The 25,270-nt window shown below is 71.6% G+C and carries 21 protein-coding genes; 12 read left to right on the plus strand and 9 right to left on the minus strand.

The annotated features are described in order from the left end of the window. The first annotated feature begins 17 nt into the window (after window positions 1–17). Together ACIHCL_RS06395 and ACIHCL_RS06400 are read left to right on the plus strand one after the other, a co-directional pair. Window positions 18–407, plus strand: coding sequence for a VOC family protein (locus ACIHCL_RS06395; RefSeq protein WP_399857540.1), 390 nt, complete (start codon window positions 18–20; stop codon window positions 405–407). Between the two features lie 185 nt (window positions 408–592). Next, window positions 593–1,204, plus strand: coding sequence for a CGNR zinc finger domain-containing protein (locus ACIHCL_RS06400; protein WP_399858039.1), 612 nt, complete (start codon window positions 593–595; stop codon window positions 1,202–1,204). Window positions 1,205–1,285: 81 nt separating this feature from the next. Here ACIHCL_RS06400 and ACIHCL_RS06405 read toward each other — a convergent pair whose 3' ends face one another. The 9 genes from ACIHCL_RS06405 to ACIHCL_RS06445 form a co-directional block, all read right to left on the minus strand. Continuing rightward, the gene (locus ACIHCL_RS06405) at window positions 1,286–1,795 is read right to left on the minus strand and encodes a hypothetical protein (protein WP_399857542.1); all 510 of its coding nucleotides are present in this window, start codon (window positions 1,793–1,795) and stop codon (window positions 1,286–1,288) included. Between the two features lie 176 nt (window positions 1,796–1,971). Beyond that, window positions 1,972–3,561, minus strand: coding sequence for an FAD-dependent monooxygenase (locus ACIHCL_RS06410; protein ID WP_399857545.1), 1,590 nt, complete (start codon window positions 3,559–3,561; stop codon window positions 1,972–1,974). A gap of 224 nt (window positions 3,562–3,785) precedes the next feature. Then, the gene (gene rarD / locus ACIHCL_RS06415; protein ID WP_399858041.1) at window positions 3,786–4,790 is read right to left on the minus strand and encodes an EamA family transporter RarD; all 1,005 of its coding nucleotides are present in this window, start codon (window positions 4,788–4,790) and stop codon (window positions 3,786–3,788) included. A gap of 154 nt (window positions 4,791–4,944) precedes the next feature. Then, window positions 4,945–6,900 carry an APC family permease gene (locus ACIHCL_RS06420; RefSeq protein WP_399857547.1) on the minus strand — a complete coding sequence of 652 codons (1,956 nt, stop codon included), beginning with the start codon at window positions 6,898–6,900 and terminating at the stop codon, window positions 4,945–4,947. A gap of 101 nt (window positions 6,901–7,001) precedes the next feature. Next, the gene (locus ACIHCL_RS06425) at window positions 7,002–8,075 is read right to left on the minus strand and encodes a 2-oxoacid:ferredoxin oxidoreductase subunit beta (RefSeq protein ID WP_399857550.1); all 1,074 of its coding nucleotides are present in this window, start codon (window positions 8,073–8,075) and stop codon (window positions 7,002–7,004) included. Next, window positions 8,068–10,023, minus strand: a complete 1,956-nt coding sequence (locus ACIHCL_RS06430) for a 2-oxoacid:acceptor oxidoreductase subunit alpha (protein WP_399857552.1) — start codon at window positions 10,021–10,023, stop codon at window positions 8,068–8,070. Before ACIHCL_RS06430 ends, ACIHCL_RS06425 begins: the two co-directional genes overlap by 8 nt. Window positions 10,024–10,476: 453 nt before the next feature. Then, window positions 10,477–11,151, minus strand: a complete 675-nt coding sequence (locus tag ACIHCL_RS06435; RefSeq protein ID WP_399857555.1) for a LuxR C-terminal-related transcriptional regulator — start codon at window positions 11,149–11,151, stop codon at window positions 10,477–10,479. Window positions 11,152–11,653: 502 nt separating this feature from the next. Next, window positions 11,654–13,009, minus strand: coding sequence for a sensor histidine kinase (locus tag ACIHCL_RS06440; RefSeq protein WP_399857558.1), 1,356 nt, complete (start codon window positions 13,007–13,009; stop codon window positions 11,654–11,656). 536 nt (window positions 13,010–13,545) lie between these two features. After that, window positions 13,546–14,712, minus strand: coding sequence for a sensor histidine kinase (locus ACIHCL_RS06445; protein WP_399857561.1), 1,167 nt, complete (start codon window positions 14,710–14,712; stop codon window positions 13,546–13,548). 189 nt (window positions 14,713–14,901) lie between these two features. Between ACIHCL_RS06445 and ACIHCL_RS06450 the strand changes: the two genes are divergently transcribed. From ACIHCL_RS06450 to ACIHCL_RS06495, 10 genes are all read left to right on the plus strand, one after another. Next, window positions 14,902–15,303, plus strand: a complete 402-nt coding sequence (locus ACIHCL_RS06450; protein WP_399857563.1) for an NADH-quinone oxidoreductase subunit A — start codon at window positions 14,902–14,904, stop codon at window positions 15,301–15,303. After that, the gene (locus tag ACIHCL_RS06455; protein ID WP_399857565.1) at window positions 15,294–16,022 is read left to right on the plus strand and encodes an NADH-quinone oxidoreductase subunit B; all 729 of its coding nucleotides are present in this window, start codon (window positions 15,294–15,296) and stop codon (window positions 16,020–16,022) included. The genes ACIHCL_RS06450 and ACIHCL_RS06455 overlap by 10 nt, the downstream gene beginning before the upstream one ends. Window positions 16,023–16,147: 125 nt before the next feature. Beyond that, complete coding sequence (locus ACIHCL_RS06460) at window positions 16,148–17,293, plus strand: NADH-quinone oxidoreductase subunit C (protein WP_399858043.1); 1,146 nt, start codon at window positions 16,148–16,150, stop codon at window positions 17,291–17,293. After that, window positions 17,290–18,261 (plus strand): NADH-quinone oxidoreductase subunit H, encoded by a 972-nt coding sequence (locus ACIHCL_RS06465; RefSeq protein WP_399857568.1) that lies wholly within the window; start codon window positions 17,290–17,292, stop codon window positions 18,259–18,261. Before ACIHCL_RS06460 ends, ACIHCL_RS06465 begins: the two co-directional genes overlap by 4 nt. After that, entirely contained in the window at window positions 18,258–18,926 is a 669-nt protein-coding gene (locus tag ACIHCL_RS06470) for a 4Fe-4S binding protein (protein WP_399857570.1), read from the plus strand. Before ACIHCL_RS06465 ends, ACIHCL_RS06470 begins: the two co-directional genes overlap by 4 nt. A gap of 80 nt (window positions 18,927–19,006) precedes the next feature. Continuing rightward, complete coding sequence (locus tag ACIHCL_RS06475) at window positions 19,007–19,549, plus strand: NADH-quinone oxidoreductase subunit J (protein ID WP_399858046.1); 543 nt, start codon at window positions 19,007–19,009, stop codon at window positions 19,547–19,549. Then, complete coding sequence (nuoK, locus tag ACIHCL_RS06480; RefSeq protein WP_399857572.1) at window positions 19,549–19,980, plus strand: NADH-quinone oxidoreductase subunit NuoK; 432 nt, start codon at window positions 19,549–19,551, stop codon at window positions 19,978–19,980. The genes ACIHCL_RS06475 and nuoK overlap by 1 nt, the downstream gene beginning before the upstream one ends. Then, window positions 19,977–21,977 (plus strand): NADH-quinone oxidoreductase subunit L, encoded by a 2,001-nt coding sequence (locus tag ACIHCL_RS06485; RefSeq protein ID WP_399857575.1) that lies wholly within the window; start codon window positions 19,977–19,979, stop codon window positions 21,975–21,977. Before nuoK ends, ACIHCL_RS06485 begins: the two co-directional genes overlap by 4 nt. Window positions 21,978–22,004: 27 nt before the next feature. Next, window positions 22,005–23,588: a NuoM family protein gene (locus ACIHCL_RS06490; RefSeq protein WP_399857578.1), complete on the plus strand. Its 1,584-nt coding sequence runs from the start codon at window positions 22,005–22,007 to the stop codon at window positions 23,586–23,588. Between the two features lie 26 nt (window positions 23,589–23,614). Further along, complete coding sequence (locus ACIHCL_RS06495) at window positions 23,615–25,255, plus strand: NADH-quinone oxidoreductase subunit N (RefSeq protein ID WP_399858048.1); 1,641 nt, start codon at window positions 23,615–23,617, stop codon at window positions 25,253–25,255. Window positions 25,256–25,270: the final 15 nt, after the last annotated feature.

The following is a 25,270-nucleotide window of genomic DNA, read 5'->3' on the forward strand; positions in this document are numbered from 1 at the left end:
GAGGTTGTGCCGTGCGAGTGAGAGTCAAGGAATTCGACCACCTGGTGCTCAACGTCGGGGACGTCGAGCGGTCGCTGGAGTTCTACTGCGGCCTGCTCGGTCTGGAGCCGATGAAGGTGGACGAGTGGCGGGCGGGTACGTTCCCGTTCCCGTCGGTCCGGGTCAGCCCGACGGTGATCATCGATCTGCTGGAGCGTCGGCGCTCCGAATCGAACGTCGACCACTTCTGCCTGGTCGTCGAACCGCTGGACTGGCAGCAGGTCGTCGACTCGGGCGTCTTCACCGTGCTGGAGGGCCCGGTCAGCCGCTCCGGCGCCCGGGGCACGGCGCAGTCGGTGTACGTCCGTGACCCGGACGGCAACACGGTCGAGCTGCGCTGGTACCCGCAGGACGTGGTGGAGGACTGAATCGGGCCCCGTCCCGTCGGCTCGCCCGCGATCGAGCCGGCGGGACGGGGCGGCGGCCTCGCCTCCCGGCACAGCGATCTCCGTTCACCGGGGTCCTCCGAGGGTGCCCCGGCCTTCAGCTGGGGGAGGATTCAAGCGTGGAAACTGCTTGTCGTGGTTACGTGACCGAGTCCGCGAAGGGCATCATGGCCAAGTCCGCGAAGGTGGCGCCGGGGCTGGTCCTCCATACGCCGGAGGGCCGCCCCTACCGCTTCGATCCCGGCACCCTGTGCCTGGAGCTGCTGCCCACCGGCGGGTGCGCGCGGTACGCGGCGTACGAGGCGCTGCGCACCCCGGCCGACCTGGTGCGCTGGGCGGGCGAGTGCCGACTGCCGGGCGGGCTGACGCCGACCGTGAGCGCGGAGGAGCTGCACCGGGCGCACGCGTTGCGCGCCGCTCTGTGGGACCTGGCGTCCGCCCGCGCGCACGGCCGCCCGCTCGACCCGGCCGCAGTCGGCACGGTGAACGCGGCGGCGGCCGAACCCCCGCTCGTTCCCCGGGTCGACACCGTGTCCGGCGCTTTCGCCTGGGCGCCGGACGCCACCGGAACGGCCCTGCTGTCGACCGTGGCACGGGACGCCGTGGAGCTGTTCACCGGCCCGTACGTCGACCGCGTTCGTGAATGCGCTTCGGACCGCTGCGCACTGCTCTTCGTCGACACCTCGCGTCCGGGCAGGCGGCGCTGGTGCGCGATGGAACGCTGCGGCAACCTTCACAAGGTGCGAGCCCATCGGGCCCGGCGGGCCACCACCGGCTGAAGGGGCACGCCGATGCCTGACCGGCAGGCCGCTCCCGCCCGATCGGCCGGTCCGGCGCGCCGCCCCCGTCGGGGGTGCCGCTCAGCCCCGGTCGGGGCGGCGCACCGTGCGGAGGCTGCCGCCCGCCACGGCCCAGGCGACGGCCAGGAGCCCGGCCGCGGTCAACCCGAGGCCCGCGTGGGAGAGGCAGGCATGGTCCGCTCCCGTCCCGTCGGGCACTCCGAGGTCCACGCCCGTGAATTCCACGCCCGTGAGGCCCACGTTCGTGCGTTCCACGTCCGTGTCCGTGACCGCGATCGTGTCCACGGTCACCGGGCCGTTCGGGGCGCCGGAGCGCGGGGCCTCCCCGATGGCCGTTGCGTGCGGAGCGGTGCTCACGGGGCCGTCGGCGTACGCGACGGGGAGAAGGGGAGGTGCGGGCTCGGCGACGCGTACAGGGACGGGGGCGGACGGGCGGGCCCGCTCCACGTCGTCGGCCGCGTGCGCCGTGGGCGGGGCTTCGCCGACGACGAACGACAGCGTGGACAGGGTCGCGACGGTGGTACGCAGGAGCATGCGGGCGGGGCCGGACATGTGCATGGATCGGCTCATGACATGTCAGAAGAATATAAATGACCGGTAGTTCAGTGATGCCTCACCGTGGCGCGTCCAAAGCCCGCCTGAATGCCGTACCGGACGTGTGCGGAATGCGGTGGCCCCGCCACGGCCGCGTCGGTCGGCGACCCCGTCCCGATGACACGGCCCAGGCCGTGTCATCGGGGGCGTGGTCACAGTGCCAGGTAGTCCCGCACGGCTCGACCGTCTCCCGCGGGAGCGATCAGGCCCACGTGGTTGTCCGGGCGGACCAGGACGAGGGTGTCCCGTTCGATGCCGTACGCCGAACGGGCATGGCCTGCCACGTCGTTCAGGTCGTGCCGCGTTCCCGCGTCCACCCCGGTCGCCCGCAGCAGGCCGCCGTGGTCCGCCTCCGCCGCGCGCAGCGCGTCCGCCGTGTCCGGCCCGAAGCCCAGCAGGGTGAAGTGCGGACCGGCGAACACCTCGGACAGGCGGGTCGGTGCGCCCGTCGCGGCGTCGCGGCAGGGGGCGTCCGGGGCGCGGTCGCCCGCGCGCGGGCCGTTCGCCGGGCCGCCGGGGGAGTGCGTGGCCCGGCGGATGTCACCGTGCCGGCCGGGGCGCGTGTCGCGGGAGAGGGAACTCCAGGGGTAGTCGCCGTCCGGACCCAGCCCCAGTGTCTCCGGGGTGATCGCCGTGTCCAGACCGCCGCCCGGTTCCCTGATCGCGTCGAGCGTGTCCCGCAACCGCTCGGCCGTGAGGCCCAGGGTCCGTGCGGCCACCGGCAGCCGTTCCTCCTGGTACGTGTCCAGCAGAGCGGGAGCCGCCCGCCCGGTGACGACCAGGGCGAGCTTCCAGCCCAGGTTGAACGCGTCCTGGATGCCGGTGTTCATGCCCAGGCCGCCCGCGATGGCGTGCACATGCGCGGCGTCCCCGGCCAGCAGTACCCGGCCCACCCGATAGCGGTCGGCCATGCGCTCGTTGACCCGGTACGTGGACAGCAGCTCGGCCCGGGTCAGACGGTCGCCCGGCAGCCCGGTGTGCTTGGCGAAGAGCCGGCGGAAGCTCTCCAGGGACGGCGGTACGGGGGCGCCCGCGCCATCGCGCTCCGGCGCCGCCTGGAACCACCAGCCCGACCGGGTACCCGGGATCGGGCACAGCATCACGCCGCCGTCCTCGTCGAACCACTGGTGCCAGAATCCGCGGTCGGGGCCGTCCACCGCGACGTCCCCGCAGACCATCGCCTGCTCCTCGGTCGTCCTTCCCTCGAACGAGACGCCGAGCAGCTTGCGCACCGGGCTGTGGCCGCCGTCGCAGCCCACCACGTACCGCGCCTCGATGCTCCGGCCGTCGGCGAGCGTGACGGCCACCGCGTCGGGGCGCTGCGTCAACCCGATGGCCTCCGAGCCGAGTTCTACGTGGACGCCGTACTCCGCGAGACGGTCCCGGAGGATCTCCTCCAGCCGCCACTGGGCGATGAGCCACGGACGGTCGTACGGGGCGTCCGGCGTGGGGCGCGACGCCTCGAACGGGTCCATGTCGGCGACCGGCAGCCCGTTCCGGTACTTGCGCATCGGCAGCGGCGCCGAACCCGCGGCCAGGATCCGGTCCACCACCCCCAGATCCGCCAGTACCTCCAGGGAACGCGGATTGGGGCCCTTGGCCCGTGAACTGCGCGGAAAGCCAGGGGCCTTGTCGATGATCCGCACCTCGACCGAGCGGCGGGCCAGATCGCAGGCCAGGGTCAGGCCGGTCGGTCCCGAACCGACGATCAGTACCTGGGTGATGGATGGGGGCGCGGGCATGCCGACTCCTCGGTCGTGGGTTTCGCGGGCCTCCACGAAAACGCAACCGAGTTAAAAAAGCAACCGGGTAACATCTATTGTGGTGGTTCCGTCCACCCGTTTCGCCCGCCCGTTCCGTCCCCCCGTCTGCTCCGGCCACGTGTCTGCCGCGGATCTTCCGGGCGTCCACTTCGCCGGCCACTCCACCGGCCGCTCCGCCGTGCGGACCTTCCCACAGGTCCGGGTCACGGCGTCGGGGTCGTGGCGGAGGGCGAAGCGGAATCCCCGGCCGGCGGCGTCGAAGATGCCGACGGGGAGGGGTGCGTCGCTGCCCGTGCCGCGCGAGTCCGTGCCGCCTCGGCCTTCGTCCGCCGCGCCGTCCGGAAAGCGTCCCAGGTCAGCAGGGTGAGCGCCAGCCACACCAGGGCGAACCCGGCCCAGCGCTCCGGCGGCATCTCCTCGTGGAAGTACAGGATGCCCAGGACGAACTGGAACACCGGCGCCAGATACTGGAGCAGCCCCAGGGTGGACAGCGGCACGCGGATCGCCGCCGCCCCGAACAGGACGAGGGGTATGGCCGTGACGACGCCGGTCGCGGCCAGCAGCGCCGCATGGCCGAAGCCCTCGGAGCCGAACGTCGCATCGCCGCGCGCGCCCAGCCACAGCAGATAGCCCAGTGCGGGCACGAACAGCACGGCCGTCTCGGCGGTGAGCGACTCCAGTCCGCCCATGGCGACCTTCTTCTTCACCAGGCCGTACGTCGCGAAGGAGAACGCCAGCACCAACGAGATCCACGGCGGCCGGCCGTACCCGATCGCCAGCACCAGCACCGCCGCGGCCCCCGTGCCGACCGCCACCCACTGGGCCGGTCGCAGCCGTTCGCCGAGCAGCAGGACGCCCATGGCGATGGTGACCAGCGGATTGATGAAGTAGCCCAGCGACGCCTCGACGACCTGGCCGTTGTTCACGGCCCAGATGTACAGGCCCCAGTTGACGGTGATCACGGCCGCCGCCGTCGCCACCAGGCCCAGCTTCCGCGGCTGCCGTATCAGCGGGCCGATCCACGACCACCGGCGCAGTATCAGCAGTGCGATGCCGACGACCCCGAGGGACCAGACCATGCGGTGGGCGAGGATCTCGATCGCGCCTGCGGGCTTCAGCAGCGGCCAGAACAGGGGGACGATGCCCCACAGTCCGTAGGCGCCGATGCCGGACAGCAGCCCGGCCCGCTGTTCGTTCGTTCCTTTCACGGACCCCTCGGAACCCTTGGATCTCACGGACCCCTCCCGGCGTGTGTGGGGGCGGGCGCTGTGCCGACTGCACGACGGTACCGCCGCCGGACGCCCGCGTCATGACCGTATGACGATACGGCCATGACGCGGGGGCGCGGGCCGGCCGGGTCCGTCAGTCCGCCCGCGGCACCTGCCCCTCCTCCAGCTCCCGCAGCGCCCGCGACACGTCGAACGGCAGGATCGTCACCGCCACGTGCGGCAGTCGGCCCAGGGCCTTCGCCATCTGCTCGCCCGTGCCCCGGTGCAGCAGCTTGCCGAGCACGCCGCGGTACGTCCGTTGGGGTACCAGCACCGTCAGCCAGGTGTTCCCGTCCTCCGTCGTACGGGAGGCGAGCTGCATCATCGCGTGCCGCAGCCGCCGGTCCGGGCATGCGACCAGCTCCAGCGGCACGGAGGTGGCGGCCGTGGCGCTCCAGCGGGCGGCCAGCCGCCTGGCGTACGCCTCGTCGATCGCGAAGTGCACCGCCCGGATCTCGTTCGGACGCAGCTCACGGGCGTACCGCAGCGCCTTCAGTGTCGCCAGGTCCAGCGACTCGACCATGACCAGGACCAGATGGCGTTGGTACCGCGCCCGGTCGATGCCCGGAGTCCGGAGGTCCTGCAGCACGGCCGCCTCACGCCGGTACTCGCGGTTGATCCGCATCAGCGACCACACGCCCAGCGGGAAGATGACCACGACCAGCCAGGCGCCCTCGGTGAACTTGGTGACCGCGAAGATCAGCACCACGGCGGCCGAGACGCCCGCGGCCAGCGCGTTGACGGTGACCTTCAGCCGCCGGTACGGCTCGCGGCGGCGCAGATGGTACGCGGTGAGCCCGGCCCCGGCCATGGTGAAAGCGGTGAAGACGCCGATCGCGTACAGCGCCACCAGCCGGTCCACGCTGGCACCGGTCACCAGCAGCAGCGCCAGCGAGACCACGGCCAGCGCGATGATGCCGTTGGAGAACGCCAGCCGGTGCCCGCGCCGGGTCAGCTGCCGGGGCAGGAACCGGTCCTCGGCGACGAAACTGGCGAGGTACGGGAAACCGGTGAACGGGGTGTTGGCGCCGGTGTACAGCACCAGCGCGGTCGCCAGCTGCACGAAGACCAGTCCGGCCGTGCCGATCGGCCCGTCGCCGAACGCCAGATGGGCCTCCTGCGCGATGACGGTCGGGGTGCCGTTCACGTACGGCACGGCGTGGGTGAAGTGCGCCATCGTGGACACCCCCAGCACGAGGACGCCCAGGATCAGGCTCATGGCGATCAGGGTGCTGCGCGCGTTGCGGCCCTGCGGTTCACGGAACGTGGAGATGCCGTTGGAGATCGCCTCCAGCCCGGTGAGCGACGAACCCCCGTTGGCGAACGAACGCAGCACGATGAACAGCGAGGCCCCGTACAGCCAGCCCTCGCCCGTGGTGCCGACCGGCACCACCCCCTCGGCCCGCAGATCGGCGTGCGGCAGCCCGACCGTGAGCCCGCGCACCGTCCCGACCAGCAGGATCAGGCCGACCGCCACCATGAAGAGATAGGCGGGCAGCGCGAAGGCCCGGCCCGCCTCCCGGACCCCGCGCAGATTCCCGTACGCCAGGATCACGATCACGGCGACGGACACCGGCAGCTGGAGGTGGTCCAGGCCGGTGAAGCCCTTGCCGACCAGATGGGCGAGCGAGATCAGGGCGTTGGTGCCGGCCGAGACCTGCACGGCGACGGTGACGATGTAGTCGACGAGCAGGGCCACGGCGGCGATCTGCGCCACGTCCGGACCGAAGTTCTCCCGTGCGACGACGTACGAACCGCCTGCCCGGGTGTAGATCATCACGACATCGCTGTAGCAGAGCGTCAGCAGCAGCAGGACCAGCAGGATCGCGCCGGTCACCGGCATGAGCAGGGTGAACGCGGCGGCGCCGACGACGGGTACGAGAACCCGGAGCATCTCCTCGGAGCCGTACGCGGATGAACTGATGCAGTCGGAGGCGAGCACACCCAGCGCCGTCCGGTTGTCCAGCTTCTCCTGGGTGATGCGCTCGGTGGTGAGCGGCCGGCCGAGCAGACGCCGCTTGATGCGGTACGCGGGACGGTCCAGGGTCATGGCCACATGGTGGTGGCCCGACGGCCGCCCACCGGTACGCAAACGCCGGACGGGCCCGAATTTCAGCCCGTCCGGCGACAGCGGACGCTCGTGACCGGCCGTCAGCCGACGACGGTCCAGGTGTCGTTGCCCGCGAGGAGCGCGGCGAGGTCGCCCTTGCCGTTGCGCTCGACGGCGGCGTCGAGCTGTTCGGCCATCTGCGTGTCGTAGACCGGCCGGTCCACGCTGCGCAGGACCCCGATGGGGGTCTGGTGGAGGGTGTCGGGGTCGGCGAGCCGGGAGAGCGCGAAGGCCGTGGTCGGGGACGCGGCGTGCGCGTCGTGGACCAGGACGCGGTCCCGGTTGTCGTCGGAGACCGCGACGACCTCCAGATCACCGGTGGCGGGGTCGCGGACGACGCCCTTGGCACCGAGACCGTCCTCGGCGGCTGCGCCGAAACGGATCGGCTGACCGTGCTCCAGACGGATCACGGCGTCCTGGGCGCGCTCCTTGTCCTTGAGGGCTTCGAAGGCGCCGTCGTTGAAGATGTTGCAGTTCTGGTAGATCTCCACCAGCGCGGTGCCGGGGTGGTCGGCGGCGGCGCGCAGCACGCTCGTGAGGTGCTTGCGGTCGGAGTCGATGGTGCGGGCGACGAAGGACGCCTCCGCACCCAGGGCCAGGGACACCGGGTTGAACGGGGCGTCGAGGGAGCCCATCGGGGTCGACTTGGTGATCTTGCCGGTCTCGGAGGTGGGGGAGTACTGGCCCTTGGTCAGCCCGTAGATCCGGTTGTTGAACAGCAGGATCTTGAGGTTGACGTTGCGGCGCAGGGCGTGGATGAGGTGGTTGCCGCCGATGGACAGGGCGTCGCCGTCGCCGGTCACGACCCACACCGACAGGTCGCGGCGGGAGGTGGCCAGACCGGTGGCGATCGCCGGGGCGCGGCCGTGGATGGAGTGCATCCCGTAGGTGTTCATGTAGTACGGGAAGCGGGAGGAGCAGCCGATGCCGGAGACGAACACGATGTTCTCCCTGGCCAGGCCGAGCTCGGGCATGAAGCCCTGGACGGCGGCGAGGACGGCGTAGTCGCCGCAGCCGGGGCACCAGCGGACTTCCTGGTCGGACTTGAAGTCCTTCATGGACTGCTTGGCCTCGGCCTTGGGCACCAGCTGGAGGAGTTCGTTGGCGTCAGGCATCGATGGCCTCCTTGAGGACCGCCGCGAGCTGTTCGGCCTTGAACGGCATTCCGTTGACCTGGGTGTGGCTGTGGGCGTCGACGAGGTACTTGGCGCGGATGAGGGTGGCGAGCTGGCCGAGGTTCATCTCCGGCACGATCACCCTCTCGTAGCGCGCCAGCACCTCGCCGAGGTTGGCGGGGAAGGGGTTGAGATGGCGCAGGTGGGCCTGTGCGATGGGGTGGTCGCCGGCGCGCAGGCGGCGGACGGCGGCGGTGATGGGACCGTAGGTGGAACCCCAGCCCAGCACGAGGGTGCGCGCGTTGTCCGGGTCGTCGACCTCGACGTCGGGGACCTGGATGTTGTCGATCTTGGCCTGGCGGGTGCGGACCATGAAGTCGTGGTTGGCCGGGTCGTAGGAGATGTTGCCGGTGCCGTCCTGCTTCTCGATGCCGCCGATGCGGTGTTCGAGACCGGGGGTGCCGGGCACGGCCCAGGGCCGGGCCAGCGTCTGCGGGTCGCGCTTGTAGGGCCAGAAGACCTCGGTGCCGTCGGCCAGCTCGTGGTTCGGGCCGGTGGCGAACCGGACACGCAGATCGGGCAGCTCGTCCGGGCCGGGGACCCGCCACGGCTCGGAGCCGTTGGCCAGGTAGCCGTCCGAGAGCAGGAACACCGGAGTGCGGTAGGTGAGCGCGATCCGGGCCGCGTCCAGCGCCGCGTCGAAGCAGTCCGCCGGGGTGCGGGGCGCCACGACCGGCACCGGGGCCTCGCCGTTGCGCCCGTACATTGCCTGGAGCAGATCCGCCTGCTCGGTCTTGGTCGGCAGCCCCGTCGAGGGCCCGCCCCGCTGGATGTCCACGATCAGCAGCGGCAGCTCCAGGGACACCGCCAGCCCGATCGTCTCGGACTTCAGCGCCACACCGGGGCCGGAGGTGGTCGTCACGGCGAGCGAGCCGCCGAAGGCCGCGCCCAGCGCCGCGCCGATGCCGGCGATCTCGTCCTCGGCCTGGAAGGTGCGCACACCGAAGTTCTTGTGCCGGGACAGCTCGTGCAGGATGTCCGAGGCCGGGGTGATCGGGTACGAGCCCAGGTAGAGCGGCAGGTCCGCCTGCCGGGCCGCGGCGATCAGCCCGTAGGACAGGGCCAGGTTCCCCGAGATGTTGCGGTACGTGCCCGTCGGGAACGCGTGCGTGGCGGGTGCCACCTCGTAGGACACGGCGAAGTCCTCGGTGGTCTCACCGAAGTTCCACCCGGCCCGGAAGGCGGTCACGTTCGCCTCGGCGATCTGCGGCTTCTTCGCGAACTTCGCCCGCAGGAACGCCTCGGTGCCCTCGGTCGGCCGGTGATACATCCACGACAGCAGACCCAGCGCGAACATGTTCTTGCTGCGCTCGGCCTCCTTGCGGGAGAGTCCGAACTCCTTGAGCGCCTCGATCGTGAGCGTGGTCAGCGGCACCGGGTGGACGCTGTAGGCGTCCAGCGAGCCGTCCTCAAGGGGGTTGCTGTCGTACCCGACCTTCGCCATGGGGCGCTTGGTGAACTCGTCGGTGTTCACGATGATCTCGGCGCCGCGCGGTACGTCCTTGATGTTCGCCTTCAGCGCGGCGGGGTTCATCGCGACCAGCACGTTCGGGGCGTCCCCGGGGGTGAGGATGTCGTGGTCCGCGAAATGCAGCTGGAACGACGAGACCCCCGGCAGCGTGCCGGCGGGAGCACGGATCTCGGCGGGGAAGTTCGGCAGCGTCGACAGGTCGTTCCCGAACGACGCCGTCTCCGACGTGAACCGGTCACCCGTCAGCTGCATACCGTCACCGGAGTCACCCGCGAACCGGATGATCACGCGGTCGAGACGGCGCACCTCTTTGTCCCCGGCGCCCGCGTGACCGGAGCGGGAGGCACCCTGCCCCCCGACAAGCGCCTCGCCGGCCTCATCGGCCTGTCCGGCTGGGCTACTGACCTGGCTGGTCACTGAACTGGACCTCCCTCACGGCGGCTCGGGACCGGCCGGCCCGCCGACGGTCCCGGGGCCCACCCTACGACGGTAAGGGTCGCCTTCCCTGGACCGGTCACATGGTGGACACAATGATGAGACGCGCTTCCGTGCAGTTTTGTCATGGTTTGCAATCCCCCCAAGTCGTTCGATCGAAGAAGTGGTGCGTTCATTCTTTGGTTGTAGGACCCCGGTGTCCCGGGGTGTGACCCCCGGCTTTCCGGGGCCGCGGCTCCGGCCTTCCGGGGTGCGCCCCGGCTTGCCCGATCGCGGGCCGGACGCGCCCGGGGCGCGGTCCCCGGCCGTGAGATTTCTGCCCGGAGGCCGCGGATTCCACCCCGTCCGGGGCACGGTCCGTCGCCGGGGCGCGTGGCGTGCCGACCGCACCCGGCCGGGTGGCCCGCGTCGGGTGCCCGACGAGACGGCGGCTCGTCAGGAGTTCAGATAGGTCAGCACGGCCAGCACCCTGCGGTGATCCCCCTCACTCGGGGACAGGCCCAGCTTCAGGAAGATGTTGCTGACGTGTTTCTCCACGGCGCCGTCGCTCACCACCAGCTGCCTGGCCACGGCGGAGTTCGTCCGCCCCTCCGCCATCAGACCGAGGACCTCCCGCTCGCGCGGCGTCAGCCCGGCCAGGACGTCCTGTTTCCGGCTGCGGCCCAGCAACTGCGCCACCACCTCCGGGTCCAGTGCCGTGCCGCCCCGCGCCACCCGGACCACCGCGTCCACGAACTCCCGGACCTCGGCGACGCGGTCCTTCAGCAGATAGCCGACGCCTCGGCTGGAACCGGCCAGCAGCTCGGTCGCGTACCTCTCCTCCACATACTGTGAAAGGACCAGGACCCCGACCCCCGGGTACTCCTTGCGCAGCCGCACGGCCGCCCGGACGCCCTCGTCGGTGTGGGTCGGCGGCATTCGTACGTCGGCGACCACCACGTCGGGCAGCGCGTCCTGGCCGGCGAGGTCGCACACCGTCCTGATCAGCGCCTCGGCGTCGCCCACCCCCGCGACGACCTCGTGCCCGAGATCGGTCAGCAGTCGGGTGAGCCCCTCCCGGAGCAGCACCGAATCCTCGGCGATGACCACCCGCACCCTGTCCTCCACCATGAACCTTCCCGTCCCCCATCGCTTCCCGGTCCCACGCGATCACTCGCCGGTTCCGCCTACCGTCTGCCGGTTCCGTACCGTCTGCCGTCCCGCAGACGGTCCGCCGCTTTCGCGCCCACCGTCTGCCGGTTCCGTACGTGCCGGTCCCGCACTGTTCGCGGGGCCCGCTCGTACGCCGTTCAGCATCCCAGTATTCGTGGTGTTCGCGGTTTCGTGCGTCCGGCCGCCGCACAGGCTTGATTGTGGTCCTGTGCGGCGGCCGGGAGCTTGGGATGTGAAGGTTGTGACGCGGGAGCACGGGTGCGAAGAGATGCGCGCCGGAGCACATGGGGTGAACAGCGACGCGCACGGGAGCACGGGGTGGGAAAGAGTGCGCGCCGGAGCACGGGGTACGAGGAGATGCGCGCGGGAGCCCGGGGTGGAAGAGACGCACGCTGGAGCCCGGGGTGGGAAGAGACGCACGCGGGCACACGGCGGGTGACGCGGTGGGGCACTTACGGGTTCAGCCGCGCCAGGGCAGCTCGGCCGTGATCCGCGTTGGGCCCCCCTGCGGGGAGTCCACGACGAGCACGCCGTCCACCGCGTCGAGCCGTTCGGACAGGCCGGCGAGTCCGCTGCCCGAGGTGAGGTCGGCGCCGCCGTGGCCGTTGTCGATGACCTGGAGCATGAGCCGGTCCCCGGCCCGCCATACGTCGACGGAGGCGGAGCGGGCTCCGCTGTGCTTGCTGATGTTCTGCAGCAGCTCGGACACGGTGAAGTAGGCGATGCCCTCGATGGCCGGGGCGGGCCGGGACGGCAGGTCGGCCTCCACGGTGACGGGGACGGTGCAGCGGGTGGCGATGGAGGAGAGTGCGGCGTCGAGTCCTCGGTCGGTGAGGACGGCGGGGTGGATGCCTCGGGCGAGGTCGCGGAGTTCCTGGAGGGCGGTTTTCACTTCGCCGTGGGCTTCGTCGACCATGCGGGCGGCGGCTTGGGGGTCGTGGGTGAGTTTTTCCTTGGCGAGGCCGAGGTCCATGGCGAGGGCGACGAGGCGGGCCTGTGCGCCGTCGTGGAGGTCGCGTTCGATGCGGCGCAGGTCGGCGGCGGCGGTGTCCACGACCACCCCCCGGTCCGACTCCAGCTCGTTGACGCGCGTGGCCAGCCGGGACGGACCGAGCAGCCCCGCCACCATCAGCCGGTCCACACTCGCCAGCCCGCGGATGAGCCACGGCGTGAAGAGGACGAGGACCAGACCGCACACACTGGTCGCGGCCACTTCGAAGGGCGAGTCGAGATAGACCCGGTGGTGGTCGTCTCCGTACAGCTGGATGCCTCCGGTCCCCACGTAGGTCGGGAACACCCACTGCCACAGCGGATAGGTGAAGACGGCCCACCCGGTCGCCCAGAACGTCAGCGAGACGGTGCCGGCGAAGATCGCCCACGGGAAGTGCAGCAGCATGTAGAGCAGGTGCCGCCATGACGCCCCGTTCTTGAGGACCGCGCCCATCCAGGACATCGCTCCACCGGTCTTGCCGTACACCGGCTCCGGTTCCGCGACGTCCAGGTGCAGCAGCCCGCGTGCCCGGGCCCGTTCGAACGCGCCGAAGCCGCGGCACATCGCCAGCGCTCCGGCCAGGATCGGCACCCCGAGGAAGGTGATCAGAGTCCCGATGCCCGCGGTCGTCAGGCCGAGCGCGAAGGCGAACAGAACGGGACTGATCACCAGGCTCAGCGACAGGTATCCGAGCTCCCGCAGGGTCCTGCCCTCGAAGGGTGCGCGCAGCCCGGCGGGCAGGAAGTGCTTCACCGGGGCTTGGTCCCCGAAACCGGCTCCGGACCGCTGGTGGTCCCGGGAATCAGGTCCGTATGCCGTGGCCATGGGCGGTGTCCGTTTCTTCTCGTTCTGCTCGGCGGTCTGCTGGAGGGCGGGCCTCGGGCCCGTGGTTCAAGAGTGCTGGTGCGCGGGCCCGCGCACCATGAGGGCGATATCCCTCTTCGGCCGGGGGTTTTCCCCACCCCCGAGGGGCGTCGGCCGCCGTGGGGCCGGGGGCGCCCCTTCGTGCCGGGCCCGACCGCGGGCACGCCGAGGGTGCGCCGAGGGTGCGCCCGGCCGGTTCGTGCGCATGCGGCATGCGTTTCCGCGTTCGGCTCGGCTTGGCTCGTACGCGTGCGGTGGGGGCGGGTGTGCTCGGTCGGTTTGTGGGCTTCCCCGTGCGTGCGCACACGCCCGTCCGTGAGGTGAGGTGCGGAGAAGTACCGGCGGGGTTCGGGCGCGTCCGGTGGGGGCGGACGCGCTCGGCCGCCGTTCCGGTCCCGGGGCCTGCCCGGCCGGTCCCGGCCCTGGCCCCGCTCCCGGTCCTCACCCGGGCTCCGTTCCCGTTGCCCGCCCCGTTCCCGTTGCCCGCCCCGCTCCCGTTACCTGCTCCGCCAGGGCAGCTCCGCAGTGACTGTCGTGGGGCCACCCGTCGGCGAGTCGAGGACGAACAGCCCGTCGACGGCTCCCAGCCGTTCGGACAGACCGGCGAGTCCGCTGCCCGAGGTGAGGTCCGCGCCGCCGCGGCCGTTGTCGATGACCTGGAGCATGAGCCGGTCCCCGGCCCGCCATACGTCGACGGAGGCGGAGCGGGCTCCGCTGTGCTTGCTGATGTTCTGCAGCAGCTCGGACACGGTGAAGTAGGCGATGCCCTCGATCGCCGCCGCCGGACGTGCGGGCAGATCCACCGAGACCGTGACGGGGACGGTGCAGCGGGTGGCGATGGAGGAGAGTGCGGCGTCGAGTCCTCGGTCGGTGAGGACGGCGGGGTGGATGCCTCGGGCGAGGTCGCGGAGTTCCTGGAGGGCGGTCTTCACTTCGCCGTGGGCTTCGTCGACCATGCGGGCGGCGGCTTGGGGGTCGTGGGTGAGTTTTTCCTTGGCGAGGCCGAGGTCCATGGCGAGGGCGACGAGGCGGGCCTGTGCGCCGTCGTGGAGGTCGCGTTCGATGCGGCGCAGGTCGGCGGCGGCGGTGTCCACGACCACCCCCCGGTCCGACTCCAGCTCCGCGATCCGCCGCTCCAGCTCGTCCGAGGGGGAGAGCAGCCCCCGCGCCATCATCCGGTCGGCATTGGCCAGGAACCGCGCGAGGAAGGGGAGCACCGGCCACAGCAGGAAGAAGCTCACCGACATCACGGCGAAGGTGAGCACCCCCCAGGGCAGCCGGACGAAGCTGTACAGCACCGCCCGCCAGCCCACGGGATCCTTCAGGCTCGACCACAGCCACGGGAAGAACCCCTGCTCCGTGCGGGAGCGCGTCACCGGGCTGGGCTCGTCGATCCGCACCCCGAGCAGCGACCGCGCCCGGGCCCGCTCGGCCTTCCCCACCAGTCGCGCTCCGTGCAGTCCGGCGGCGAGCAGGGGCAGCCCGACCACGGTGACCGAGAGCCCCACACCGACTCCGATCATGAACACCGCGTAAATAAACCCGGCGGTGGCCATGGGAAGGTTCGCCAGGAGGTAGGCGATCTCCCTCCACGTCCACCGGTCGAGGGCGAAGCGGGCGGGAGGCGGCACATCGTCGGCGGGCACCAGGGGGCTCATGGTCATGCCCCCAGCCTGCCGGGCGGAGGCCGCGCCTGGCCATGGGGTTCGTGGGTGGCGTGAAGTAGGGATATCCCCACCCGTTGTCCGACGCGGCTGCTTACCTTCCCTTTAACAGGGCCTAGACTCCCGTGCGTACAACTTCTGCGTACGACGTCGTCGAACGGAACTGAACCAGGGAGCGAGGGGACGGACGTGGCGGACCTGCCGGAATCGGCTGTTCTCGCGTCGGATTACTTCCACACCTATTCGGTGGTCGGACTGCTCGCCGTGATCGGCGTGCTGTTCGTCGCCGTCGCGTTCGGGGCAGGGCGGCTGCTGCGCCCCGTGGTGCCCACTCAGGAAAAGCTCCTGACGTACGAGTGCGGCGTGGACCCGGTGGGTGAAGGATGGGCACATACCCAGGTCCGTTATTACGTGTATGCCTTCCTGTACGTGATCTTCGCCGTCGATTCGATCTTCCTGTTTCCCTGGGCGACGGTATTCGCCGCACCCGGGTATGGGGTGACGACCCTGGTGGAGATGTTCATCTTCCTCGGCTTCCTGGCCGTAGGACTGCTCTACGCATGGAAGAAGGGCGTCCTCGAATGGACGTGACGAGCCCGCCGCCCCCCGAGCACCGGCCCGAGGCGGATCCGGGAACGGAAACCGCGCCCGGGACGGGCACCGGACCGGCCACTGCGGTGGAGACCGATCCCGCCACCGCGACGGAGACCGAACCGCAGCCCGTTCCGACGTTCCTGCCGGAGCCCAAGCGGCTCGGCGTCCTGTCGCGCCTCGCCCCCGAGCCGATGAAGGTGGTCCTGAACTGGGGCCGCCGCTACAGCCTGTGGGTCTTCAACTTCGGCCTGGCCTGCTGCGCCATCGAGTTCATCGCCGCCTCCATGGCCCGGCACGACTTCATCCGGCTCGGGGTGATCCCGTTCGCGCCAGGCCCCCGCCAGGCCGATCTGATGATCGTCTCCGGCACGGTGACGGACAAGATGGCCCCGGCCGTGAAGCGGCTGTACGAGCAGATGCCCGAGCCCAAGTACGTCATCTCCTTCGGCGCCTGCTCCAACTGCGGCGGCCCGTACTGGGACTCGTACTCCGTGACGAAGGGGGTCGACCAGATCATCCCGGTCGACGTCTACGTCCCAGGCTGCCCACCGCGCCCCGAGGCGCTGCTCCAGGGCATCCTCAAGCTCCAGGAGAAGATCGCCCGCGAGTCGCTGGGCGAGCGGTACGCGGCGGGCGGCGCCGGCCGTCCGTCCACCGCCGCACTGCGCAGCGGGCTGGTCGCCGCCCCGCCGGTGCCGGGGGAGGAGCGGAAGTGACCGGAACGGAGAACCGCGACCACGAGAGCCGCGAAGCCCACACGAACAGCGAGGGCCGTGACCGGGACGACCGGGCGCGAAGCGGCCACGAGCGGAACGCTCACGACCCCGCCGCCTACGACCGGTTGCCGGACGCCGCCGTCGAACTCTTCGGCGAGGGCGCGACCGCCGAGCGGGCGTACGACCTGCTGACCGTCGACGTGCCCGCCGGCTCCTGGACCGCCGCCCTCGAAACGGCCCGCGACCGGCTGGGCTGCACCTACTTCGACTGGCTGAGCGCGGTGGACGAGCCGGGCACCGGCTTCCGGGTCTGCGCCCATGTCGCGGCCCTGGAGAAGGGCACGGTCCGGCGGCTCCTTGTCCGTACGACCGTTCCGCACGACGCCCCGTCGCTCCCCACGGCCATCCATGTCTACGCGGGCGCCGCCTGGCACGAGCGCGAGACGCACGAGATGTTCGGCATCGGCTTCGAGGGCCACCCCCATCTGGTGCCGCTGCTGCTGCCCGAAGGGTTCGAGGGACATCCGCTGCGCAAGGACTTCGTCCTGGCGGCCCGCGTCGCCAAGGCGTGGCCGGGCGCGAAGGAGCCGGGCGAGTCGGAGCACGGCGGCCCGAAGCGGCGCACGATGCTGCCGCCCGGCGTGCCCGACCCGAACGAGTGGGGCCCGCTGAAGGGCCAGCTCCCACCCGCCCCGTCCCGCCCGGCCCGCACCCCGCGTGCGGCGGGCGACCGCCCGGTACGGCGTACCCGCAGCGCGAGCCAGGGCTCGGCCAGCCAGCAGCCGACGACGGAGGCATCGGCCGAGGCCGCGCCCCCCGCACCGCGCCCGCGCCGCAACCGCAGCGTGTCCCAGGGCTCTGCCAGCCAGCGCCACGAGGCCACCGAGCCGGGCTCGGCCGGACCGCCCGCCACGGGACCGTCCGCGAGGCCGTCCGAGTCCGGACCGTCCGCTCCCGCGTCGGCGCCCACGCCGGAGACGGGCCCGAAGCCGCCGGCCGGCCCGGCACCGACCGGCCCGAAGCCGAGGACCGGAAGCGGCGACGCCCCCTGGCACCACGCCCGCCCGGCCTTCGACGCGCCCGAGACCCCTGGCTCCGGGGCCGCCCCCGGCTCCGGGACCGCCCCCACCGCTGCCTCCGATCAGCCGACGCCTCCCGAGGAGCGGTCCGAGCGGTCCGAGCGGCCCGAAGGCCCCGGTCAGCCGGAGCCCGGTGAGCGGTCCGAGCAGTCCGAGACCCCCGATCGTCCCGACGGAGGCGGTACCGCGTGAACGACGTACTCGACGTCGCCCTCCGGCTCGTCATCGTCTTCGTGGCGTTCTTGGTCCTGCCGCTCGTCGTGGGGCAGACCGAGCACAAGGTGATGGCCCATATGCAGGGCCGCCTCGGGCCCATGTACGCGGGCGGCTTCCACGGCTGGGCGCAGCTTGTCGCGGACGGCGTGAAGTTCGCGCAGAAGGAGGACGTCGTACCGGCCGAGGCCGACCGCCGCGTCTTCCAGATCGCCCCGGCCGTCGCGCTGCTCCCGTACCTCCTCGTGCTCGTCGTCATTCCGATCGGCCCCGGCGAGGGCGCGGTCGGACAGGTCGTCGACGCGGGCGTCTTCTTCGTGCTCGCCGTGATGGGCGTCGGCGTGCTCGGCTCGCTGATGGCCGGGTGGGCCTCGGCCAACAAGTTCTCGCTGCTTGGCGGACTGCGTACGGCCGCCCAGCTGCTCGCGTACGAGCTGCCGATGCTGCTCGCCGCCGCCTCCGTCGCGATGGCCGCCGGAACCGTGTCCCTCCCGGGCATCATCGACGCCTTCGCATGGTGGTGGCTGCCCTGGCAGATCACCGGAGCGCTGGTCTTCTTCGTGGCGGGGCTCGCCGAGCTCCAGCGCCCGCCGTTCGACATGCCGGTCGCGGACTCGGAGATCATCTTCGGCGCCTACACCGAGTACACCGGGCTGCGCTTCGCGCTGTTCCTGCTCGCCGAGTACGCGGGCATCGTCGTACTGTGCGGGCTGACCACCGTCCTCTTCCTCGGCGGCTGGCACGGACCGTTCGGAGCCGACGGACTCGGCTGGCTGTGGACGCTCCTCAAGACCGCGATCCTCGCCTTCGTCGTCATCTGGCTGCGGGTGACCTACCCCCGTCTCCGCGAGGACCAGCTCCAGAAGCTCGCCTGGACCACGCTCATCCCGCTCGCCCTCGCGCAGATCGCGCTCACCGGCATCGTGAAGGTGGCGATCAACTCATGACCGAGTCCCTTTCGCCCTCCCGGCCCCGCATTCCCGGCTCCGGACTGGCCAAGGGCCTGGCCGTCACGCTGCGGACGATGACGCGGAAGCACGTCACCGCGCAGTACCCCGACGTCCAGCCCGAGCTTCCGCCCCGGTCCCGCGGCGTCATCGCGCTGTTCGAGGAGAACTGCACGGTCTGCATGCTCTGCGCCCGCGAGTGCCCGGACTGGTGCATCTACATCGACTCCCACAAGGAGACGGTGCCGCCCGCCACCCCGGGCGGACGCGAGCGCAGCCGCAACGTCCTCGACCGCTTCGCGATCGACTTCTCGCTCTGCATGTACTGCGGCATCTGCGTCGAGGTGTGCCCCTTCGACGCACTGTTCTGGTCGCCCGAGTTCGAGTACGCCGAGACGGACATCCTCGAACTCACCCATGAGCGGGACAAGCTCCGCGCATGGATGTGGACGGTGCCCGAACCGCCCGCCCTCGACACGGGTGCCGAGGAGCCGAAGGAGCTCTCCGCGGCCCGTAAGACGGCGGAGAAGATCGAGGCCCAGCGCGCCAAGGAGGCGCAGGAGGCCCAGCAGACCATCGAGGCCCAGGAAACCGCCGAGGCCCCGCAGGCCCGGGAGGAACAGAAGCAACACAAGGACCAGAAGGAAGGAGAGGGGAAGGAGTGACACTCGCAGCCATCGCGGCTCTGTCCGCCGACTCCGTCCACGCCGTCGCTTCTGCCTCTTCCGCCTCTTCCGTCTCGTCCATACCGTCCGCGCCCTCGGGGTTCCTTTCTCCGACCGGCATCGAGATCGTCTTCGTGCTCGTCGGCCTCGCCACCCTCGGCGCCGCCCTCATCACCGTCACGACCCGGCAACTGGTGCACGCCGCGCTCTGGCTGGTCGTGGCGCTCGGCGGGCTCGCCATCGAGTACCTCCTGCTCACCGCCGAGTTCATCGCCTGGGTCCAGGTGCTGATCTACGTCGGTTCCGTGGTCGTCCTCCTCCTCTTCGGGCTGATGCTCACCAAGGCCCCCATCGGCCGCTCCCCGGACGCCGACTCCGGAAACCGCTGGGTGGCCCTCGGTGTCGCGGCGGCCGCCGCGGGCACGCTCGTCTGGATCGTCGTCGACGCCTTCCGCACCACCTGGATCGACCTCGGCGGACCGGCCGGAGGCTCCACCGAAGTGACCGGTGAGTCCCTCTTCCGGCACTGGGTGCTGCCGTTCGAGGCGCTCTCCGTCCTGCTGCTCGCCGCCCTCGTCGGCGCCGTCGTCCTGTCCCGCAAGCGCGGTAAGGAGCAGAGCTGATGCACCTCGCCTACCCCGCCGTGCTCGCCGTCCTCCTCTTCTGCACCGGGCTGTACGGGGTGCTCGCCCGCCGCAACGCGATCCTGGTCCTGATGTCCGTCGAGCTGATGCTCAACGCCGTCAACCTCAACCTGGTCGCCTTCGACGCCTGGCTCCGCGACACCCTCCACGCGGGCCAAGCCCTCACGCTCTTCATCATCGTCGTCGCGGCGGCGGAGATCGGTATCGGCCTGGCCGTCGTCCTCGCCGTGTATCGCAACCGGGGCACCTCGGACATCGACCGTCTGCGCGACACCGCCGAGACCGACGCCGCCGAGACGCTCCCCGACGACGCGGCACTCTCCGGCACCGAGGCGGCCGGGCGTCCCGACACCGCAGACCAGGCCACTGCTCCGGCAGGGACGGCACAGAAGGCAGAGGCCACCGCGTGACCACCACGACCCTCGCCGTCCTCGTCCCCCTTCTCCCGTTCCTCGGCGCCGCGGCCGGCCTCCTGCTCGGACGCACCGCCCCCGGCTTCGTACGCCCCCTCGCCGTACTGCCCACCCTCACCGCCTTCCTGCTCGCCGCCGTCGTCGCCTGGCGCCAGGGCGGCGGACCGGCCGTCGACGCGGCGACCCGGCTCACCCCCACCGGGTCCGTGCCGATCGACCTCGCCCTGCACCTCGACGGCTTCGCGGTCCTCGTCGCCGTCCTGGTCGGGCTCGTCGCGACCTGCGTGCAGATCTACTCCACCGCCTACCTCCGCGACGACCCCCGCTACCCCTCCTACGCCGCCCTCGTCTCCCTCTTCACCTCCGCGATGCTCCTCGTCGTCTACTCCGGCGACCTGATGGTGCTGCTGGTCGGCTGGGAGATCATGGGCATCTGCTCGTACTTCCTCATCGGCCACTACTGGGAGACGCCCGAGGCCCGCGCCGCCTCCCTCAAGGCGTTCCTGGTCACCAAGCTCGGCGACGTCCCCTTCCTGATCGGATTGCTCGCCCTCGCCGCCGACACCGGGTCCTTCCGCATCACCCGCATCCTGGGCGCCGTCGCGAACGGCGGCCTCGACCACCCCACGCTCATCGCCCTGCTGCTCCTCGCGGGTGTGGCCGGCAAGTCCGCGCAGTTCCCCCTGCACACCTGGCTGCCCGACGCGATGGCCGGCCCCACCCCCGTCTCCGCGCTGATCCACGCCGCGACGATGGTCGCCGCCGGCATCTACTTCGTCGCCCGGCTCCTGCCCGTCTTCGCGCAGTCCGGCGCGGCGCTCGTCGTCCTCGGTGTGATGGCCGCCGTCACGATGACCGGTTCCGCCCTCGCCGCCCTCGCCCAGGACGACATCAAGCGCGTCCTCGCCTACTCGACGATCGGGCAGCTCGGCTACATGGCCGGGGCCCTGGCCGTCGGCGACCGCGGTGCCGCCGTCTTCCACCTCCTCTCGCACGGCGCGTTCAAGGCCGTCCTCTTCCTCGCGGCGGGCGTCGTCATCCATGCCGCCGGGACCAACTCACTCGCCGCCATGTCCCGCATGGGCGGCCTGGCGAAGCGCATCCCGGACGCCTACTGGACGATGACCGTCGCCCTCCTCGCGCTCGCCGCCATCCCGCCGTTCGCCGGCTTCTTCTCCAAGGAAGCCGTCCTCGTCGCCGCCGAGCACACCGCGCTCGGGGAGCGGCACGTCGCCCCGTCCGCCGCGGGCTGGACCGTCCTCGTCGCCGGGCTGCTCACCGCCGCCCTCACCGCCGCGTACGCCACCCGCCTCTGGCTCCTCACCTTCCGGGGCCGCGGCCCCGCAGCCCCGGACCACGGCCGCCAGCCGCTCGCGATGACCTCCGTCCTGTGGGTCCTCGCCGTTCCCACCATGGCCTTCGGCCTGACCGCCGGCGCGATCGGCGACTGGTTCGACGGCCACGACCTCACCCCGTCCCTCACCACCGCCGTCCTCTCCACGGGCGTCGGACTCATCGGCGGCCTCGTCACCTACGGCGCCTGGCGCCACACCTCGGCACTCGCCGCCCGTACCGCCGTGGGCACCGCCGCCGCCCACCCCGACGCCGAACCCGCCCTCGTCGAGGCGGAGGCGCTGACCGCGCACACCGCCGCCTACGGCACGGCCGGGGACGCCCCCGACCCGGCCGACCCGGGCCGCCTCCTGCTCGGCCCGCTCCACCACCACGCCGCCACCGGCTTCCACCTCGACGCCCTGTACACGGCCCTGTTCGTCCGCCCCGTCCGGGCCGCCGCGAGCCTGGTCCGCTTCCTGGACCGCGAGGTCGTCGACACCTATGTGCGCGGCTCCGGCACCGGAGCGCGCTGGCTCGGCGCCGCCGTCCGCCGTGCCCAGACCGGCAACGTGCAGACCTACCTCGGCGCGCTGCTCGCCGGTTCCCTGGTCCTGGCGATCGCCGCCGTCGTCTTCGCCAACGTCAACGCCGGGTCGTGAGCCGTGATCGATATCAGTGAATCCGTGATGCAGTTCCTTCTCGCGTTCGTCGTCCTCGCTCCGCTCGTCGGCGCCGTGGCCGCCCTGCTGCCCGCCCCGCCCGGACTCAAGGGCACCGGCCCCGACCAGGCCGTGCTCCGCCACGGGGTGACCGTCACCGGGGCGGTCCTCGTCGCCGTGCTCCTGCTCGCCGCGGGCTTCGACCACGACCAACCGTCGAAGATGCAGGCCACGACCGACATCAGCTGGATCCCGGCGCTCCACGTCCGCATCCACCTCGGTGTCGACGGCATCTCGCTCCCCCTCCTCGTACTGACCGCGCTGCTGACCTTCCTCTGCGCGCTGTACAGCTACTTCAAGCCGCCACACCAGCGGCCGACGCCGCGGGCCGGGGGGCCGTCCCCGAAGGCGTTCGTCGCCCTCGTCCTCGTCCTGGAGACCGGCACTCTCGCGACCTTCGCCGTCCTCGACCTCGTGCTCTTCTTCCTGGCGTTCGAGACGGTGCTCATCCCGATGTACTTCCTGATCGCGCGCTGGGGCGGCGCGGGGAGGCAGGCCGCCGCCTGGAAGTTCATCCTCTACACCCTCCTCGGCTCCGTGATCATGCTGCTGGGCCTGCTCCTCATCGGGCTGAAGAGCGGCACCTTCGACATGGTGGCACTCGCCACTGACAACGGACGTGGCCTCACCACGTCCGTGCAGGTCATCGCCGTTCTGGCGATCGGGATCGGGCTCGCCGTGAAGACCCCGATGTGGCCCCTGCACAGCTGGCTGCCCGACGCCCACACCGCCGCCCCCACCGTCGGCTCGGTGCTGCTCGCCGGTGTCCTGCTGAAGATGGGCACATACGGATTCGTCCGCATCCTGCTTCCCGCCGCCCCCGACGGCATGCGTACCTTCGCGCCCTACCTGGCCGCCTTCGCTGTGGTCGGGATCGTCTATGGATCACTCGCCTGCCTGGCGCTGGCCCGCCCCGGGTCCAAGGGCGACCTGAAGCGCCTCATCGCGTACTCCTCCGTCGGGCACATGGGCTTCGTGCTCCTCGGCATCGCGAGCATGACCCCCACCGGCGTCAACGGCGCGCTCTTCGCCAACATCGCCCACGGCCTCATCACCGGCCTGCTGTTCTTCCTCGTCGGCGCCGTCAAGGACCGGTACGGCACCGCCGACCTCGACACCCTCTCCGGCACCACCGGGGCCGCGCTCTACGGCCGGGCGCCCAGGCTCGGCGGTCTCCTCGCCTTCGCCGCGATCGCCTCCCTCGGTCTGCCCGGACTCGCCGGGTTCTGGGGCGAGATGCTCGCCCTGTTCGGCTCCTTCCGCCCCGCCGACGGACTCAGCCGCCCGGCCTTCCTGACCTTCATGGCGATCGCCGCGTTCGGCACCCTGCTCACCGCCGCGTACATGCTGATCGTCGTACGCCGCGTCTGCATGGGCGAGACCGGCGAAGCGCGCGAGGAACCCCGGCGGCTCACCGACGTCCAGCCGTACGAATTCGCCACCTGGACCCCGCTCGTCGCCCTCACCGTCCTCGCCGGTCTGTGGCCCGCCGTCCTCCTCGGCCTCACCGACCCGGCCGTGCAGAAGCTCCTCGCAGGAGGCAAGTCGTGACCACAGCCGCCGTCGCCCCGAGCGCCATCCCGGGTGTCGTCACCGCCGCGCCCGACACCTCCGCCGGCTTCGTCACCACGGCCGCCGACTCCGCCACCAGTCTCGTCCAGTCCGTCGACTGGCTCGCGATCGCGCCCCCCGTCGCCGTCGCGGCCACCGCGCTGATCGTCCTGGTCACCGACCTCTTCCTGCCCAGGGAACGCAAGCCGGTCCTCGGCCTGATCACCCTCGCCGGACTCGTCACCGCGCTCGCCCTCCTCATCCCCTTGCGCGACGGCGACCGCTCCACCTTCTGCCTCACCCCGGCCGCCACCGGCACCGGCACCCTCGGAGCCTGCAGCTACACCGCCGACCACTTCGCCCTCGTCATCCAGGTGCTCGTCCTCGTCGGAGCCCTCCTCACCGCCCTGCTCTCGCTCGGTGAGACCCGCAGGCTCCCGGCCGGCGAATTCTGGTTCCTGCTGCTGTCCTCCGCGGTCGGCGCCGTGCTGCTGCCCGCCGCCCGCGACCTCGCCACCCTCGTCATCGCCCTCGAAGTCGCCTCGCTGCCGGCCTTCGCCCTTGTCGGCCTCAAGCGCGGCGACCGCAGGTCCTCCGAAGCCGCGCTGAAGTTCTTCCTCACCTCCGTCGCCGCGACCGCCGTCACGCTCCTCGGCGTCAGCTTCGTGTACGCGGCCGGCGGCACCCTCCACCTCACGGAGCTGGCCGCCCGGCTCGACGACGTACCGGGACAGCTCGGCACCCTGGCCGAGGCGGGCGTCGTCCTCACCCTCGTCGGCTTCGCCTTCAAGACAGCCGCCGCGCCCTTCCACTTCTGGGTCCCCGACACCTACGTAGGCGCCCCCCTGCCGGTCGCCGCCTACCTCTCGGTGGTCGGCAAGGCGGCCGGTTTCTCCGGCCTCATCCTCGTCGCCGTGATCGGCTTCCCGGCGTACGCCGACGTCTGGGGGCCGGCCCTCGCCGTCCTCGCCGCACTCACCATGACCGTCGGCAACGTCGCCGCACTGCGCCAGAACGCCGACCGCGTCCGCAGCGCCGTACGCCTGCTCGCCTGGTCGTCCGTCGGCCAGGCCGGCTACCTCCTGGTGCCGATCGCCGCCGCCGCGTACGCCAGCGACCGGCACGTCGGCTCCACCGTCGCGTACGCCCTCATGTACGCCGTCGTGAACCTCGGCGCCTTCGCGGTCGCCGCGCTCGTCGCCCGTACCAGCCCCGGAAACCGGCTCTCCGACTACCGCGGCCTGTACGCCACCCGCCCCCTCGCCGCCCTGGCGCTGGCCTTCTTCCTGCTCTGCCTGGCCGGTCTGCCCCCGGGCGTCATCGGCCTCTTCGCCAAGGTCACGGTCTTCTCCGCGGCGGTCGACGCGGGACTCGGCTGGCTCGCGGTCGTCATGGCCGTCAACGTCGTGATCGCGTTGTACTACTACCTGCGGTGGACCGCGGCGCTCTTCCGCGCGCCGGAGGGGACACCCGGTGAGGCCGCGGAGGAGGCGACCGCGGAACGGCCCGCGGAGGAGACCTCCGCGGCACCGGCCGCACCCGCTCCCACCAGGCACCGTGCCCCGGTCCCCGTCGCCCTCGCGATCGCGCTCACCGCCGTCGCGGGCATCGTGCTCTCCGGAGCACCGCAGACCATCCTCGAATTCGCCGCCGTCGGCCTCTTCTGACGCACCCCGGACCGC

Origin of the sequence: Streptomyces sp. NPDC052042 (assembly GCF_044548345.1) — a bacterium.
In the GTDB taxonomy this organism is placed as follows: Bacteria; Actinomycetota; Actinomycetes; order Streptomycetales; family Streptomycetaceae; genus Streptomyces.